This is a genomic window from Pseudoalteromonas sp. SR41-7, from assembly GCF_014163935.1.
In the GTDB taxonomy this organism is placed as follows: domain Bacteria; phylum Pseudomonadota; class Gammaproteobacteria; order Enterobacterales; family Alteromonadaceae; genus Pseudoalteromonas; species Pseudoalteromonas distincta.
The window spans coordinates 356,709-373,321 of record NZ_JACJEF010000001.1 but is presented as its reverse complement, the minus strand read 5'-3'; the positions used below and the strand labels follow the sequence as shown (position 1 = coordinate 373,321).

Here is a 16,613-nt window from a genome sequence, read left to right as displayed (position 1 = left end):
CTATGATTTCAACTGTTTGGATAAAAACAAGGTTGTTACATCAGCTACTTTAATAAGTGACAGTTTATCTGCATGGCTCCATGAAATTTTTGAGCCAACACTTTCACAACAAATAACACCTAGTGGTTTGTTATCAATAAAGTAGATGTAATCAAGCAAGGAGTAAATGTTTGATGGTTCAAAATAAACCTTGGTTAAGTTTTTAGTGATTTCGTGGTTTCTCGCATCTGATGCGTCTAATACTTTATGCTCTAAAATATAGTCAAAGTATGCAGGAAAGTCTTCAGCTTTTAAAACTGCATTACTTACTATCTCATTTTTTTCATCAAGGCAAATTAAGCTATTAATGGCAGTATAGTCGTGATTAAACAACCATAGACTGACTCTGTCGGCATTTGAAATTAACTTTTTTAGCTCATTGCATATCTGTTTTAGCTTACGTTCACTCGTAATGTTTGGGTTACTAACTTTAACTGCTAAATTTTTGAGATTTGAGTTTTTTGGATTATAGACATTGAGCAAGCTATTTAAATGATCTTTATTAAATGGCTTCGTTAAATAGCCATCCATACCAATGTCTAAATAGTGTTCAATATCTGGTTTCATGGTGTTGGCTGTCATGGCAATAATTGGCGTTGTTTTACCTGTTTGTTGCTCCCTAATTATCTTAGTGGCTTGCACTCCATCCATCACTGGCATTTGAATGTCCATAAAAATTAAATCAACATGGTTGGCAAAAAAGTAATCAACGCATTCTTTGCCATTTTCGGTAAATATTACTTTCGCATTATGAGCTTGTAGCATTTTACTTACGACAACTTGATTTACTTTATTGTCTTCGGCAACCAAAATAGTACACCCTTGTAAATCGGTTATTTCTTTATTTGGTTTTAATAATTCATCGAGTTCTGATGTTTCAAAGCTTTGTTGGTAAGTAAATACAGAACCTTTATCTTCTTTACTCGTGAAGTTGATTTTGCCATTCATTAAATCACTTAGCTTGGTGCAAATGGAGAGGCCAAGTCCCGTGCCCCCGTACTTTCTAGATGTAGATGAATCTGCCTGATGAAACTCTTGAAATAAATTTTGCTGTGCAGCTTTACTAATACCAATACCCGTATCGATTATTTCAAATACAATATTTTGCGTGTTTAAGAGGTTCTCCTTTACAGTGACTTTAAACTCTACCTGGCCTTGTTGTGTAAATTTAATCGCATTTGAGCATAAGTTATTTAAAATTTGAGAAACTCTGACAGGGTCGCCTTTTAGGGTTGTAGCGATATTTTTATCTATAGATGGAATAAATTTTATGCCTTTATCTGTGGCTTGTTTCATTAGTGGATTAATTACATTGTTAATGACTTCGCTCAGGTTAAAGTTAATATTCTCAATATTTAACTTACCCGCTTCAATTTTTGAAAAGTCTAAAATGTCATTTACAATATTTGAGAGTATATTCGCGGAGCTTAAAATACTTTTTAGGGCGTTATCTTTTTGTATATTTGAAGTCTCTGCTAGTCCAAACTCAGCTAAATTTAAAATGCCATGCAGCGGGGTTCTTAGCTCGTGAGACATATTTGCTAAAAATCGACCTTTTAGAGTGTTAGCTGTGTCAGCTTCTTTTTTTAGTTCTTCAAGATTTTTATTATGTATTTGTTGCTGTTTTAATGCAGTGGCCAGCTTTCTGTTGTTTAACCTGAGCTCAAGTTGTGCGATAACTTCTTTGCCAAGTATTTTCAGTGCGTTAATTTGTGTTTGAGTTAGCTTTTTTGGCTGGTCGCTGATAACACATAATGTACCAATTGTGCTGCCACTAGGTGTAACTAGCGGTGTGCCCGCATAAAACCGAATGTTTGGATCGCTGGTTACTAGGGGGTTATCATAAAAACGTTCATCAAGTAGAGCGTTTTGTATTTCAAATACTTGGTCTTGCAGTATTGTATGAGAGCAAAATGCGATATCTCTTTCGGTGGAGTCTACATCGATACCATACTTTGATTTAAACCACTGCCTTTGTGGATCAACTAAGCTTATAAGTGATATGGGGGCTTCACAAATATCAGAAGCAAGTTGAGTTAAATCATCAAATACTTTTTCGGCTTCAGTATCTAATATTTCATACTCGTAAAGGGCCTTTAATCTAGATTCTTCGTCAGCTGGTATTTGTGCTTTTATCATAGTATTGCTCAATATTTATATAGATTCACTATAAGAGTAATTTAGTGATAATGACAACTTTAACATGTAGAACCGGCTAAAAAAAAGACATTGCATTTTGCTACTCTATTATTATTTTTTGAAATGTTTTTTCTATTGTGACTAATATTGGTTTTTAAACTCTTATTTTAAAATCTGCTCTAAATATTTAAAAGTAACTTTGCTAAGATTTTTAGCTAGGTAAGCTTTTATTAAAAAGGCCGAATCCCATTTAATGATTCGGCCTTTTTAAGATTTAGGTTAATAACATTAAGAGTTATTTTTTCTTTTCGCTTGGTGCTGGTTGGCCATAATTAGGTGAACGAGGTCCATATAATAAGCCGTTGTAAACATCTGAAGAAAGTAAGCGTGTTGAAGTCATTGCTGCGATTTCAAAGCCTTTATCGGTTACAGTTTCAGCAATTTGATTGATTGCTGCAATAACAAGCATACCTACAAGGCCACCACCGCCATTTCTTTGTTGTTCAGCTGAAGAGGCTCTTGCTTTGCCTTGCCATAATTGCTCGCCAGTGCGTAAATCAACTAATGAGGCTGATACAGTTACAGCTGTTTCGCTAGAAATTACAACATAGCTAGTGCCGTATTCTTCAATAGTGATGTAAAGCGCAGAGTCTGCACCAAAAATTTCATGTAATTTATTCGCCGGTACTTGGTGTACGTCGCTTGCAACAGTGAGGCCATTACCTTTAAAGGTTTGATCAACTAAAGCAACAGGAAAAACATAAAAACCCGACTCAGCTATAGGCGCGACCATTTGAGTCATCACACTGTATGGTGCAATTACTTCAGGTGTATTATTTAGCGGAGGTAAAATAATAACTGAGTGAGGGTCTGCTTGTTTAAATGCTGTGTAGTCATGTGCTGGTGGAGGTGAAACACAACCAGCGAGTAATGCGACTAATGCGATCGCTGTGTATGATTTTAAATTAAGCATATTAAGCGCCTTTCGCAGATTTTAGAAGGAAGTCGATGTAATGAACTGATTCCGGGAAAAGTGATTTCTCAGTTTCGAAGTGAGTAGTGCCTAATGAAGGATTACCCGTTTCAAAGTACAGCATACCTAGGTGAGCATGTAGGCCAGGTGCAACATTCTTACTTTTGTTTGCGGCATCGGCAATAATTTGCTCAAGCATACTAATTTGCTCTTCGGCTGTTACGTCATCTGCTTTTAAATAGGCGTATACGGCAGTGCTATAGTCACCGTAATAGTAAATAGGTTCTTTCGTTGAGTTACAACCCGTTAGGGCTATACAAACAAATGCTAAGGTAATTAGCTTTTTCATTATTTATTGCCCCATTGGCCAGCTTCAAGACCAGTAACTAACTTGTTAACGACTTCGCGAATAGCTAGATCAAGTACTTTGCCATTTAATGTGGCATCGTATGAAGCTGTGCTACCAAAACCAATAACTTCACGTTCTGATAGGCTGTATTCACCAGCACCTTGCACTGAATAAATAACTTCTGATGTAGTAACATCAACAACATTAAGCGTTACTTTAGCATAAGCAATTTGCGATTTACCTTTACCCAATAAACCAAAAAGCTGGCGATCGCCAATGGCTTTACGGCCAAACTCTGTTACATCACCAGTTACAACAAATTTAGCACCGCTAAGAACTTGTTTTGTACCTGTTAACTTTGCCTCTTCCGCAAGGGCTGCCATATTGTCGCGATCAAGCACACTAAAGCGATTTGTTTGTTGTAAGTGGCTCATTAGTGTTGTTTTTGCTTGGCTACCTAAACGGTCTTGGCCTGATGCAAATATACCATTTTGAAAGCTCGAACGGTTTACAAACTGACCTACGACTAGTTTGCTTTTTGCACCTGAGTAGGTTGTGTTATAGCTAGCAACAGTTGGTGTTTCTATTACTTTTGATGATGTTGTAGCACACCCAGCTAAAGACGAAGCTGTAATTGCAGCGATTACAATTGTTTTAATGTGGCTTTGGTTAATTCGCATAAATTTTTGTCCATATAGATAATTGCAGAAGTTTTTATTGATAGGCGCTTGATTTTTATACTTATAAGTCAATTACTTATTTCAAGAGTCCATTCAACTTACTTTATAAACAAAAGTCGATGTAAATACAATGTTATTTATGTTTTATACAGATACACACAATAAAAAAGAATAAATTCTTTGTAATAACAATGCTAATTCATTAGTTTTTAAATTATTGAAAGCCTTTTTCTATAGTTGATATACAGGGACATTTATTGCGTGCTGAGTTGTTAATTAATAATTTTATTCAATTAACTTTAATTTTTAAAACCAATTGGCTGCAACTTGAAGTGGGGTAGGGTCGCCTTTTTTAGATACCCAAAACACTAAGGCTTGCTTTGTTGGCGATATTTTTTTAGCGCGAGGCAGGGTTAAGCCAGTTAATGATAATTGCTGCTTGGTCTGCATGTCATTTTGCTCGTAGCCAATAACAACAAAGTCGTGTTTTAACTTATGTCCTGCGTTTTCGCCGCTGTGTATTTGTGTTTCTATGCCAAAGCCTAATAGAGCTACATGGGCTATTAAGTTTTGGTTAGTATTATCTTCGATATTAACAGTATCGTATTCGAGATTAATTTTACTGTTGTTTGTAGTCGCTTTTAAATTACCTAAATAACGGGCTTTAGCTACAGGAATAGCTTGTTTATAAAACCAACCTTGCCACCCTTTGCCGTTAACCATAAATCCTGGAGTAGCTACAATCCTACTTTTACCGAGTGCCTTATACGTGCGTTGTCTTTTACTAAAAACAGCAGAGGCAAACGGGTCTTTCCATCCTAAATAATCCCAATAAGTAACATGAAAATTAATAGGGATTAAATCAGTCCATAGTTTTTCATCATCTGTAAACGTTGAAATCCAGCGCTCTGCTGGTGGGCAGCTACTGCAACCTTGCGATGTGTAAAGCTCTAAAAAGGTAGTCTGATTAGCTGTACTGGAAATAGTTACTTGCTCAGCAGCTTGGCTTTGAAAGCAAAAAATTATTAACCCAACAAGTGAGATTAAAAATGGACCGGATAGTGCTTTAAAAGGCATGTTACTTCTCGCAAAGGCTGATATTGCATTCAGCCTAAATGATATTTACGAATGAAGTATCACGAAATACTCACAATTAAATCACGTTTTAACTGTGTATTTTACTTAGTTAAAACTTAATTTGAACACCCGCTCAAGTTGTGCTTTAATCGTTGCTCAATTATTGAGGAACTTTACATGATTAAATTTTATTTTCACCATACTCCTAACCCAATGAAGGTTGCACTCTTTTTAGAAGAAACAGGCTTACCGTTTGAACTTGTTCCTCTTGATACTTTAAAAGGTGAGCAACATACACCTGAATTTAAAGCAATTAATCCAAACGCTAAAGCGCCAGCAATTGTTGATGGTGAAACACGTGTGTTCGATTCGAATGCTATTTTAATGTACCTTTCTGAAAAATATGGAAAGCTAGAAGGTAAGAGCGATGACCGCGCTGAAATGCTGTCGTGGTTAATGTTTATCGCATCTGGTTTAGGTCCGTATTCAGGGCAAAGTGTTCACTTTAGACATATGGCACCAGAAGGGCTTGATTACGCGGTTAACCGTTATTTACGTGAAGCGCAGCGCCACTACGAAGTACTTGATACACATCTTGAAGGTCGTGACTTTATTGTGGGTGATACATACACTATTGCTGATGTTTCTGCTTGGGGCTGGATCGATAAAGCACCGGTTGTATTAGGCGAAGAAGGTTTAGCACCGTATCCAAATCTTAAGCGTTGGTTTGAAAGCATTGATAGCCGCCCAGCGGTTGCACGTGCACGCGTAATTGGTACTGATGTAGCATTTAAAAAAGAGTTTGATGAAGACGCTAAAAAAGCGTTTTTCCCTTCAAATTATCCTAAAGTATAAAAAGTACTTAATACAAACAGCAGAGCCAGCTAGCTGATCTGCTGTTTAGTATTTTATGGATGTGTGAGCGCCTCTTTATTTTCATCTGCCACGAATAAATTAACTTCCTCTGTATGCTGGCTTACGCTATTTCTTTTTAGGGCGATGTATAGGTCTGAGTGAATGTATATGCCCTCTGTTCCTGACTTCATACCGGCAATTTCAAACCATGAGAGCCGCTGGCGTTTTCTGCCTGCAAGTTCAAGCCTTATATCGCGCTTTTTAAATATAACGTCGAGGTCGGCAATGATTGGTATTTTCTTTTATGTGATTAAAGTGATTGCTAAATTAACTGGCATGAGGTTGAACACATGGTTCATCCACAGTAATTTAAGCATAGATCCAAAGAAATAAAAAACGGGCCTTCATGAAGTTATAAGTATTCAAATACAAATTATTTAGGCTAACTTAAAGCCATATATCCTCAAACTTGACTCCGAGGGTATGCTATTAATTTAACACCTTGTTGATAGCTAGGCTTATCAACAAGGCGATACTGAATTATTACTTTTTAGTTGCTTCGAGGTTTGAAATATTTTTTGTATATTCTACACGGTGATTTATATGGACATTAATTATTGTAGTGCAGAGTTCGCAACAAAAATAATAAGGTTAGAATAATCGATGAATTTAAATAGGTACTAAAAGTATTAAAAAACAAAGGATAACCCCTCCACCTCTAATTTACACGTAAGCTTATTTACTTTGGGAGTTGAGTTATTACTCGTCAATCAAGTTGGTGTTAGTCTTGCAATTGCTTTTATGATGATAAAGTGAATTTATTAGTCGTATTTTCAATTATCAATAATTTTTATTAATGAGTGTTAGTAGTTTTACTAAACCACTATTTATTTAATGCGGAGATAATAGCCATGAAAGCGAATATAAGCAGTGGAGATAAAGCCACTAAAGTGGGTGGTATTTTTGACAGCGAACATAAAGCTAAAGCAACCTTTGATATTTTAAATAATGACGAGAATTTTGTAAAACAAAGCATAAGGCTAATTCCATCTCACGATCAACATTACGATGAAAAGGTTGAGCCTGAAGATAAAAAAATTGCTAAAACTATGTTGAAATCACACTTAGTATTTGCCGTAGTTGGTCTTGTTGTTGGTGTGATTATTGCCAGTATACTCTTTTTATTAGAGTTTGAATTTTTACAACAACACATCCTAGAAACATATGTTTCGATAGGTATTCTTTGTACTTTTGTTGGTTTACTAATTGCTGGAGCTTTTTCGTTAAGGCCAGATCACGATGATTTGATCAATAATATAAGAGAAGCAACTCGCTCGGGTCTGTGGGCGATTGTTGTACATACCGATTCCCACGAGAAAATGGAAAAAGCAAAAGATCTTATGCAGCCACACGCTGTATCAATATCGACGACTTTATAATGCTAATTGACATAATAATTTAACCAACAAGGTTGTATAGTAGTGTTGTTGGTTAAACCGTATTATAACTTAGCTGCTCTATTGATGTGACTTCAATATCAGAAGCCTGTTAAGAATTTAGTTATTTTAGCCCATTAAATAGCTTATGTAGTGAATTGAAAATAACTTACAGGGCAATCAGGGGGCTTAGCTGTTTAACTAATCATAAAATACAGTTACTCTTTTTTATTTTATTGCCGTTTATAATTTACAACACGGCTAATTCTTCCTAATTGGTATGAGCTTCAAATAAGGCAACTTCGTCGGTAGGCTGGCTTACACTATTTTTTTGTAGCGCAACATATAGATCGGAGTGAATATATATACCTTCTTTTCCTGACTTCATTCCTGCAATATCAAACCACGAAAGTAGTTGGCGTTTTCTACCTGCAAGTTCAAGCCTTATATCGCGCTTTTTAAATATAACGTCGAGATCGGCAAGCATGGCCATTACACTTAAATCTAAGTGAGTAAAGCAAGGTACAGCGTCAATTATTACACATTGTGTATCGTCTTTTTGTCTTGCGTATTGCTCAAGTAATCTGCGTTTAAAGTAGCTGGCATTAAAATAAGTTAAAGGTGAATTAAAGCGATAGATAAACACGCCTTGCACTGCTTTTGCTTTATCTGTGGCGTCTAAACTTCTTACTACACCGTTAACATCTACGCCGAGTATATTGTCGGTTGGGCGCATAACAGTGCGAATAAATTGAAATAACCCCAGTAATACAGCAAGCGTAATACCTGGGATAACGCCTATAAATAACACCGCTAGTAAGGTAGCTAAGGCGAGATAAAATGCCTGCTTATCTTTTCGTTTTAGTTGCCAAACAGCTTTTAAATCGAGTAAGTGAACAGAGGCAATAATAAGTACAACACCCAGCGCTGCGCTTGGAATAAATTCAAGTGGGGCTGTTAAAAATACAGCTATGAGCGCAATAATAGCTGCTGCAATTATTGATACTAACTGCGTTTTACCACCTGTTGCATCGTTAACAGCGGTGCGTGAGTCGGCGCCACTGACTGCAAAACCTTGCGAAAGAGCTGACGCTATATTGGCAATACCCAACGCTCTAAATTCTTTATCGGCGTCTATGTCGTAGCCATTTTTAGCAGCAAAGCTGCGGGCAGTTAGCATCATACTAACAAAGCTCACGATGGCTAAGTTAAGTGCGGGTACCACCAGCTCACGAATAATCCCTAAATCAAAAACAGGGGTATTAAAAACGGGAAGCCCGCCAGTTACGGTACCAATAGTTTTTATATCAAGCTGTTTTAAATCAAAAATCCATACTAAAAGCGCACCAAAAGCAATGGCAAACATAGATGCAGGCCACGTGGGTTTTATGCGTTTCATGGCAAAGTAAACCGCCAATGTGAACAAGGCCATTAACAAGGTGGGAACATGTGTTTGCGCTAGGTACGTGGGTACACCACCTAGGCGTTCAAGTAGGTAGCGCTCGTCAAAGGTAAAACCGAATACTTTAGAAAATTGACCAACAATAATAGTGATGGCTACGCCGTTTAATAAGCCCATTAAAATAGGTTTAGATAAAAAGTCGGCTAATACGCCTAACTTAAATTTACTAGCTATAAAACACCAAAAGCCGGTCATAGCGGTCATGGTGACAACAAGTTGCCAATGTTTAAAGCTGTCACCTGCAGCAAGAGGGGTTACTACGGCTGCAATAACGGCGCAGGTCGCGGCATCAGGGCCAACTATTAGTTGTTTGGAAGTGCCAAAAAGAGCATATAGCATCATTGGCAGTATGCAAGAATATAACCCTACGGCGGCGTTAACACCGGTTAGTTGTGCGTAAGCAATGGCAACAGGTAAAGCTACGGCAGCTACCGATAGCGCCGCTCTTACATCATCAGCAAACCATTGTCGCTCGTAGTGCAGCAATGTATCTAAACCCGGCATAAAATTATATAAACGCGACAGCACTTCAACCTTTCCTGTTAATAGTAGTAACGCTTTGATAGTAAATTTAATATTCAAATAAGTATAGCTAGGTGGGAGTGTTTTTTACGTAATATAAAGCCACTTTTTTATAGGCGTAAAAAAGCCTGCATAAAAGCAGGCTTTAGTTTCTAGGGAAAATTAAAATTTAGCGCGAATACCAAAGCTGTAACGGCGATCCGCTTCAGTGTACTTCCAAGCACCACCTAGTTCAGATAGGTAAATAGAAGGCTCACCCGTTAAGTTGGTCGCATTACCTACTAAGGTCACGTTTTCGTTAATATCCCAGCTTGCAGAGAAGTCTAACTGGCCTCTGTCGTCACGGTAGTTATTACCGTAAACAGTACCTTCTGCTGAAATACTGCCGTCTGAGTTAATATTTTCTACACGTTTCTCGTTTTCAGTATCTAAGAAACTGTCACGGTAGTTATAAGCTAGACGAGTAGAGAAACCTTCGTATTCCCAAAATACTTGTAAGTTATACGTATTTTTAGAAATATCTAATAACGGGTTACCGTTTGGTTGCTCGCTGTCTGCGTATGTGTAGTTTGCGTTAATGCCTAAGCCAGAAAATGCACCAGGTAGGTCTGTAAAGAACTGTTGATAACCAACTTCAAAGCCTTGTACTGAGCCGTTTTCACCGTTTACATTTTTAACAGTATCGATACCCGTTAGTCCTGCGTCACGTAAGCCTGCTACATGGTTAAAGCCATCAGCATCTACTGGGAAGTCAGTTGCATCCGAGTAAACTAGGTTGTCTTGTGAAACACCTGCAACGTCAAGCTGACATACTTGGTTCCATTGAGTTACGTTTTGACCTGTTGAAGTGCTTGATGCCGCTACACAGCTACTTTCGTTACTTAAGAAAGATTCAACATCTTTATAAAATACTGCGAAAGAAATTACGTTACCTTGGTCAAAGTAATGCTCTACAGATAAGTCGTATTGCGTTGCACGATATGGTTCTAAATCAATAGAGCCTTGCGTTGCACCTGTAATGTCGTTATTAACGTCAAATGCAGGGCTTAGTTCGCTAAAGTCAGCGCGGCGCATAACTTTTGCAGCAGCAAAGCGGAATAATGTTTCGTCTGAGTAGTTATACGTTACGTTTAAGCTTGGTAAAAAGTCGCTGTAGTCATTGTCGCCAGTTACTTTTTCGCCATTAAGAAATACGCTTGATTCTAAATCTGTAGTTACATAACGACCACCCACAATTGCAGTGATGTTATCAAAGTCTAAGTAGGCTGATATATACACGGCAGCAGTATCTTCAACTACGTTGCGGTATGCGCTTTCTTGGAACTCTTGGTTATCTGAAAGACTACCTGTTGACGCTAGGTTAGTACCTGCAAGTAACTGCTGAAGCTGAGCGTAAGTATTGGCCGGGTTAGATAAACCGTTGTAGCTTAAAAAGGTTAGTAGGTCGTTTTGTCCCGAATGACCTAATTGGTCAAATGAGTTGTCGTGGCTAACTGTTGTAAAGCTATTTGAAAAAGCAGCGTTGTAGTCATCAACCCATAAAGTGGCTAACGAACCGTCTGAGTCGTTAAATGCATTTTTATAAATGTCTTTAATTTCTACTTTGTATTGCTCATATTCGTAATCGCGGTTAGTAACACGTATACCCGCTTTTACTTTAGATACCCAGCTTAAGCTGCTGAGTGGCTCAAACATTTCAACATCAAAACGAATAGCTGTTTCGTCATTGTCTGTTCTTCTATCTTCACTTTTAAACGTACGAAGTGCTAAGTTTTGTGGGTCAGTAAATGCATTAGGATCTGAATGAATGATGCTTGGTAATTTATTACCGTCTTGAGAAAATGCACCATCATATAAATGATTTGTTAGCTGAGTTCCACCACTTGCTTCAAATGTTGATTTTTCGATTGGGCGAAGTGTAAATTCAGAATCAGGTCTTACGCTTTCTGATGATGCTACCGCAATTTCACCAGAGATTTTGATACTGTCAGTAAGGTTCCACTCTGCACCAAGTGCATTTGAAAACGAGTCAGTTTCACGAAAGTCACTGTATGTTTTAGGAATACCAAACTCGTTTGTTAACGTGTAATTATTTACGCCGTTAGCATCTTGAGTTGTATTTGCATCTGTTGATAGTGAACCTGCGACACCTAAAATAGAGTTACCAGCTTGTTCACCTGAGCGCTTTGTGCCGCTTAAATCAAGATACACCATGCCATTACCAGATTGTGGTGCCCATTGAAGAGATAAATTTACAGCAGTTCGTTTACGCTGCTCTACGTATTGTTCAACACTGTGCTCGTCTCTTACGATAGCGTTGCCACTAGGTGTATTACCTTCTTGGCCATTAATTTCGATATCTTGAGGTTTAACACGGCTAGATGTTTCATCTTGGCGAATTTCGCGATCTTGGAATGAAAACATAGCAATGGCACCAAAGGTACCCATTTCATCAAAGTCCCAGTTGTTACCAATTGAACCACTAAAAATAGGAGCTACATTTTCTGTTTTATCAGCGTATTCGCCATCTAATGAAACTGCGCCAGTTAGTTTATCTAACTCTAATGGGCGAACTGTCTTTAAACTAACTGTTCCGCCTAATGCACCCTCAATCATATCGGCAGTAGGAGACTTAACTACTTCTACTGTTTTTAAGAAGCTTGATGGGTAATCTTGCAAGCTAATGCCGTCACGAGAGTCACCAATAGTAGAGCGACCATTTAATTCAACACGGTTTTGAGGTAAGCCACGAATCGAAACACTGTCACCCACACCAAAATCGGTATTAATAGATACGCCAGTAATACGTTGCAACGCTTCTGCAATATTATTATCTGGTAACTTACCAATGTCTTCAGCAACAATCGCATCTACAATACGTCCGTCAGTACGCTTAAGCATAGCGGCGGCTTTCATACTGCCTAGCATGCCTTTTACTTCAATAACTTCAATGTCTGCAGCTGCCGTTTCTGAAGCTGCGGGAGCCTCTTGCGCTGCAATATTTGAAGAAGCCATTAATAAAAGGGCTGCGGCACTGATTGTTGTAGAGCTACTTCTTTTATGCTTATTAATTAATGTTGAAGTAATTTGATTGAGTTTCATGTATCTCTCCCGTTTGGGTACGACTTGCGTCATTGTGTGTGTGTTGTTACTTGGCTTGGTTAACCAATTTAACTGTTTCTTTCCTGTAGTGTGTCATACAGGTGGTATGGTTGAAATTAATCCAATTCAACTTTATTTACAACCTTTGTTTACCAAAATTTCACAATGTGTATTACAAAAACCTCTTTTATTTTTCTTATATTTAATAAATTTAATGGCTTATAGGGTGTTTTTATTTTTTGTATTTTGAATGAATTTTATTGAAGTATCTTTACCAAAGGCATTTTTATATATTATTTGTACTATTTAATACATTTGTTAGTACTATTTTGAAATTTTATGTCGTACTTTTATACGTGTTTAGTTTACTTTTTAAGTGATATTGAATTGGAAGAGCGACCATTAAAAGTTCTAAATGATTTATAAATTTGCGAAATAGTGGAGAGGTTAAAATAATTAAAAATCATTTTGGTAATACCAATTTTCTATTGTTTTTATATTGATTTTGTACTAGCTGGGGTGGGGGCGGTAAGCTAGGTAGCGATAAATAGATTTTTACGCAAAAAAAAGCCCAGCATAACAATGCTGGGCTTTCTTACTTTAGATGTATTAGCTTTGTAATTCGCCTGTAGATGATTCTAAATGTGCTCGTATGAACCACTGAAATTGCTCTAAATCGGCTAGTTGGCTGGTGATCATATCTTCAGAGACCGGATCTAGCTCAGAAAGAGTCTCAATTGCTTTGCGGTGATCGGCATTAACGCCATTATATACTTTATCAAGCGCAGCCAAATGTTCGGTTACTAGGCCTTTGCCTACTGAGTATTCGTCCCAAGTACGGCGATCTACAATTGATTTTGGTGTGCCAACAGGTACTGCACCAAGAGTCGCAATTCGCTCTGCAATTGTGTCTGTCATTTCGCGCACAATGTCTACTTGTGGGTCTATCATTTCATGTACGCCAATAAAATTAGGTCCCACTACGTTCCAGTGAATATGCTTTAAAGTTAGTTGTAAGTCTATCAATGCAACCATGCGGTTATCGAGGGTAGCTATTGTTTTTTGGGCTGATTCGTCACTCATACCTGGCGCGGTAAATTTAGTTGTTTTGTTTGATTCGTTATTGTTACTCATAATTTCTCCTACATTAAGTAATGTGTTGCTCATATAATATGTTGCGTTATGAGCATGACTTAAACTTAATGAAGCAACTGTTATGCCGTAAGTTGCTTTATTTGAAAAGTTATTCAAAAACAATTGGTTATATTTTAAATTAAGGTTTCTAAGGCTGCAGAGGAGATTGGGTTTTTGAAAAGCCTGCATATATTTGTAAAATATGCAGACTTTAATTTAGTTACTCTTAGGTGTATTTAAACGTTGGCTTTATATTCGTGCGCTTTTAAAACATCGAGCGGCACTATTTCTAATGATTTTTTATTTGTAGCCTCAAGCACCACTGGTGGCGCAACGTTTGCTGAAATAGCATGAAGCCATCTTACTGCACACAAGCACCATTTATCACCGGCTTTTAAACCTTCGAAATCGTAAAGAGGGTTCGGGCTTATTAAATCGTTACCTTGTGATTTTGAAAATTGTAAAAATTCATCAGTCATAATTGCACACACACTGTGATTGCCAAGATCTGATTCTGGTACATAACAAAACCCTTCACGTGTGTAGCCACCATTACCGCAACATAGTTTTAAGCGTGTGCCGAGTACATTAAATTGATTCGCCATGAAATACCTTAATTTGTGGTGTTTAATAAATTTACTCTAACAGGAGTAACTCGCTTGAGATAGCTATAAAACTTAAAAGAGGGAAGGGCTACACAAACTTAAGCCCGCAGCAAATTGCGGGCTTAGTATTGTTTATTATTTAATACGCAGCGCCATACAATCGCTATGACCGTTTATGATCATGCTTTTATCAACACGCACGCCACCACCAGAGTATTTACCGGCGGCTGTAAAACTACATATTTGTACAAAGTAGTCGTCTACTTTAGGCAGTGCAAATAGTTGTTGGTATATTTGGTCTTGCTCTGCAAAGTGCCCCATTGTTTTTTCTATAACTTGCTGCTGCTCATCAATAAGTTGAATATTAGCGCCACAGCGTCCTACTATTGGTTTAACTACATAACCGGATTGTAATAACTCGTCGTTAAGCTCAAACGCGGTATTAAGTAAATATTTATGATTAGGGAATAAGCTCCACAGTATTGGCAAAATAGCCTTGTTACTTGGAATTAATGTCCACAGCGGTTCAAACACCATGACATTTTTACGCAGTAATACATCGACTAAGCGTGGCGTTTCACCAGCTTTGAATTGTGGTTCAAAGTTATCACCTAATGATTGGTCGGCTTCGCATTCTTCACGAATTTGATCAAGTGCGGTTTCCCACGACCAGGTTTTCCATACGTAACTCAGTTGTGCGCCATCTGTATCTACTATGTTGCCTGACTCATTCCAGCGAAGTGTGCTTAAGCCAATTACTAGCTTACATTCAAAGCCTGCGGCTTCAATAGCTTCTTTCATAAATAATGCGTGGTAATGCTCTTCTGGTTCATCATCTTGCAGAATATGAACAAGACCTTTTACCTCACTTTTTCGCCATGCTTTTACGAGATCTTTAAATAAATTTTGGCCTGCATCTACACCTGTTTTAACACTAAAGTGTTTTGCCCACTTTCCCTGAACTTTGCCGCTTTCCATGTAACACGATGCCGAATCGCAATTGTATTCGTAAACTTTTAAACCTGCTGCTGTTAAGGCAAAGTCAAACCGGCTGGTAATTAATTGGTTTAAGCGGTTATCCCACGATTGGCGAATTTTATTAAGCACAACATCGGGTAAATTAAACTTTTTTAATAACTCAGGGTGCTGCAATACATAGTCGGTTGCATGCATAAATAAGCCATGCAGCTCATTTGTTGCATGCTCAATGCTTTGCTGTGCCGTTTGAGATATTGCAAAGTAATTATGTTGATCCTCATCTACTGATGTAAGTTTATGGCCTTGCATCATTTCTACGTAGGCAGCTTCATCGTCATTCGCAATATTTAACCATGACTTGTTTGCTTGGCCTGTATCTGCTGCTTTATGGGCTTCTATAGTAAATAAGTCAGTGTTTAGCTCAAACGTTGGCTCAGCATATTCTGTTTCATCAGTTTGTGTCATCCAACCTAAAATAGTGGCGTCGCTGTAAGAGCACTCAATCCAATAGTCGCCATCTTTAGTTACTTTTGCTTTTAGTTCACGGCACCAGTTTTGATTTGTTGGCCATATTTGATGCCCTACATTTTGCTCAGCAAGACGTATTTTATCTTCATGCACTTCAACAATGACAGCAACATGACCTGTTTCTTCAAACTCGCCGCCTTCTTCCCATATAAGTAAGCTACCTACTTGAGGATGATGTTTAGCACCATTTTTAAACGCGTTTAGTGGCAATCTGTTTTGGCTATTTACATCGCGCACTGAACGCAGCTCAAAAATATCGTAAGCCATGGCTATGTCATCAAAAATATAACTATGGTTGAGGTACATCCATCTACGGGCAAACTCAACGCATTGCCATTTATAGCCCATGTAAATACCGTCTAGGTAACTACGATAGGCGCTACGATTAGGATAAATGCTTTCGTCAGCCGTATCATAATCAGATGAGTAAACAGCAACATTACCAGGTGCATAACCTAATAAAGTACCAAAATCACTAGCAGGAGCAGAAGATTTCATAAACAAAGATGTTCAAAATAAGGTGTGATAATTTGCTGACTATATGAGCCAAACTGCGTTATAGCAAGATATTACTGGGTATAATCTTTAATTAAATATTGGCGCTAAATAGGGCTTAAAATTATATTTTATCAATCCATCGTTTTAAAAGCAGTAGTTAAGAAATCCCTCCTTCAAAGCGCTTATACATGTAAAACTGAACCTATATTCGTACTTTGGTTAATTTTTTGTTGAAC

12 protein-coding genes and 1 pseudogene are annotated in these 16,613 nt (G+C 37.7%); 2 read left to right on the top strand and 11 right to left on the bottom strand.

The annotated features are described in order from the left end of the window. The 5 genes from H5092_RS01680 to H5092_RS01660 all read right to left on the bottom strand — a co-directional run bounded on the left by H5092_RS01680 (position 1) and on the right by H5092_RS01660 (position 5,257). Positions 1-2,178: a response regulator gene (locus tag H5092_RS01680; protein WP_182721474.1), complete on the bottom strand. Its 2,178-nt coding sequence runs from the start codon at positions 2,176-2,178 to the stop codon at positions 1-3. Between the two features lie 295 nt (positions 2,179-2,473). Next, positions 2,474-3,151 carry a DUF799 domain-containing protein gene (locus H5092_RS01675; protein ID WP_182732790.1) on the bottom strand — a complete coding sequence of 226 codons (678 nt, stop codon included), beginning with the start codon at positions 3,149-3,151 and terminating at the stop codon, positions 2,474-2,476. A gap of 1 nt (position 3,152) precedes the next feature. Beyond that, positions 3,153-3,500 carry a DUF4810 domain-containing protein gene (locus H5092_RS01670; RefSeq protein ID WP_008165258.1) on the bottom strand — a complete coding sequence of 116 codons (348 nt, stop codon included), beginning with the start codon at positions 3,498-3,500 and terminating at the stop codon, positions 3,153-3,155. Next, a complete protein-coding gene (locus tag H5092_RS01665; protein ID WP_076923668.1) occupies positions 3,500-4,180 on the bottom strand; it encodes a CsgG/HfaB family protein in 681 nt (226 codons plus the stop codon). Before H5092_RS01665 ends, H5092_RS01670 begins: the two co-directional genes overlap by 1 nt. Before the next feature lie 306 nt (positions 4,181-4,486). Then, positions 4,487-5,257: a DUF1223 domain-containing protein gene (locus tag H5092_RS01660; protein WP_182732789.1), complete on the bottom strand. Its 771-nt coding sequence runs from the start codon at positions 5,255-5,257 to the stop codon at positions 4,487-4,489. A gap of 177 nt (positions 5,258-5,434) precedes the next feature. Here H5092_RS01660 and H5092_RS01655 point away from each other — a divergent pair, with 177 nt between their 5' ends. Next, entirely contained in the window at positions 5,435-6,112 is a 678-nt protein-coding gene (locus tag H5092_RS01655; protein ID WP_024590248.1) for a glutathione S-transferase family protein, read from the top strand. Between the two features lie 53 nt (positions 6,113-6,165). Here the strand turns inward: H5092_RS01655 and H5092_RS20585 are convergent. Beyond that, positions 6,166-6,402, bottom strand: a pseudogene (locus H5092_RS20585) (sodium-independent anion transporter); the annotation flags it as partial. Between the two features lie 621 nt (positions 6,403-7,023). Between H5092_RS20585 and H5092_RS01650 the strand changes: the two are divergent. Next, positions 7,024-7,551 (top strand): hypothetical protein, encoded by a 528-nt coding sequence (locus H5092_RS01650; protein WP_182732788.1) that lies wholly within the window; start codon positions 7,024-7,026, stop codon positions 7,549-7,551. 268 nt (positions 7,552-7,819) lie between these two features. Here the strand turns inward: H5092_RS01650 and H5092_RS01645 are convergent, their stop codons facing one another. The 5 genes from H5092_RS01645 to gss form a co-directional block, all read right to left on the bottom strand. Then, positions 7,820-9,538 carry a SulP family inorganic anion transporter gene (locus H5092_RS01645; RefSeq protein WP_182732857.1) on the bottom strand — a complete coding sequence of 573 codons (1,719 nt, stop codon included), beginning with the start codon at positions 9,536-9,538 and terminating at the stop codon, positions 7,820-7,822. 156 nt (positions 9,539-9,694) lie between these two features. Continuing rightward, on the bottom strand, positions 9,695-12,634 hold the full coding sequence (locus H5092_RS01640) for a TonB-dependent receptor (protein ID WP_182732787.1): 2,940 nt from the start codon (positions 12,632-12,634) through the stop codon (positions 9,695-9,697). A gap of 609 nt (positions 12,635-13,243) precedes the next feature. Then, on the bottom strand, positions 13,244-13,768 hold the full coding sequence (dps, locus tag H5092_RS01635; RefSeq protein ID WP_024595435.1) for a DNA starvation/stationary phase protection protein Dps: 525 nt from the start codon (positions 13,766-13,768) through the stop codon (positions 13,244-13,246). Between the two features lie 236 nt (positions 13,769-14,004). Continuing rightward, a complete protein-coding gene (locus tag H5092_RS01630) occupies positions 14,005-14,373 on the bottom strand; it encodes a DUF2237 family protein (protein ID WP_182732786.1) in 369 nt (122 codons plus the stop codon). 135 nt (positions 14,374-14,508) lie between these two features. Then, positions 14,509-16,377, bottom strand: coding sequence for a bifunctional glutathionylspermidine amidase/synthase (gene gss, locus H5092_RS01625; RefSeq protein ID WP_182732785.1), 1,869 nt, complete (start codon positions 16,375-16,377; stop codon positions 14,509-14,511). Positions 16,378-16,613 lie beyond the last annotated feature (236 nt).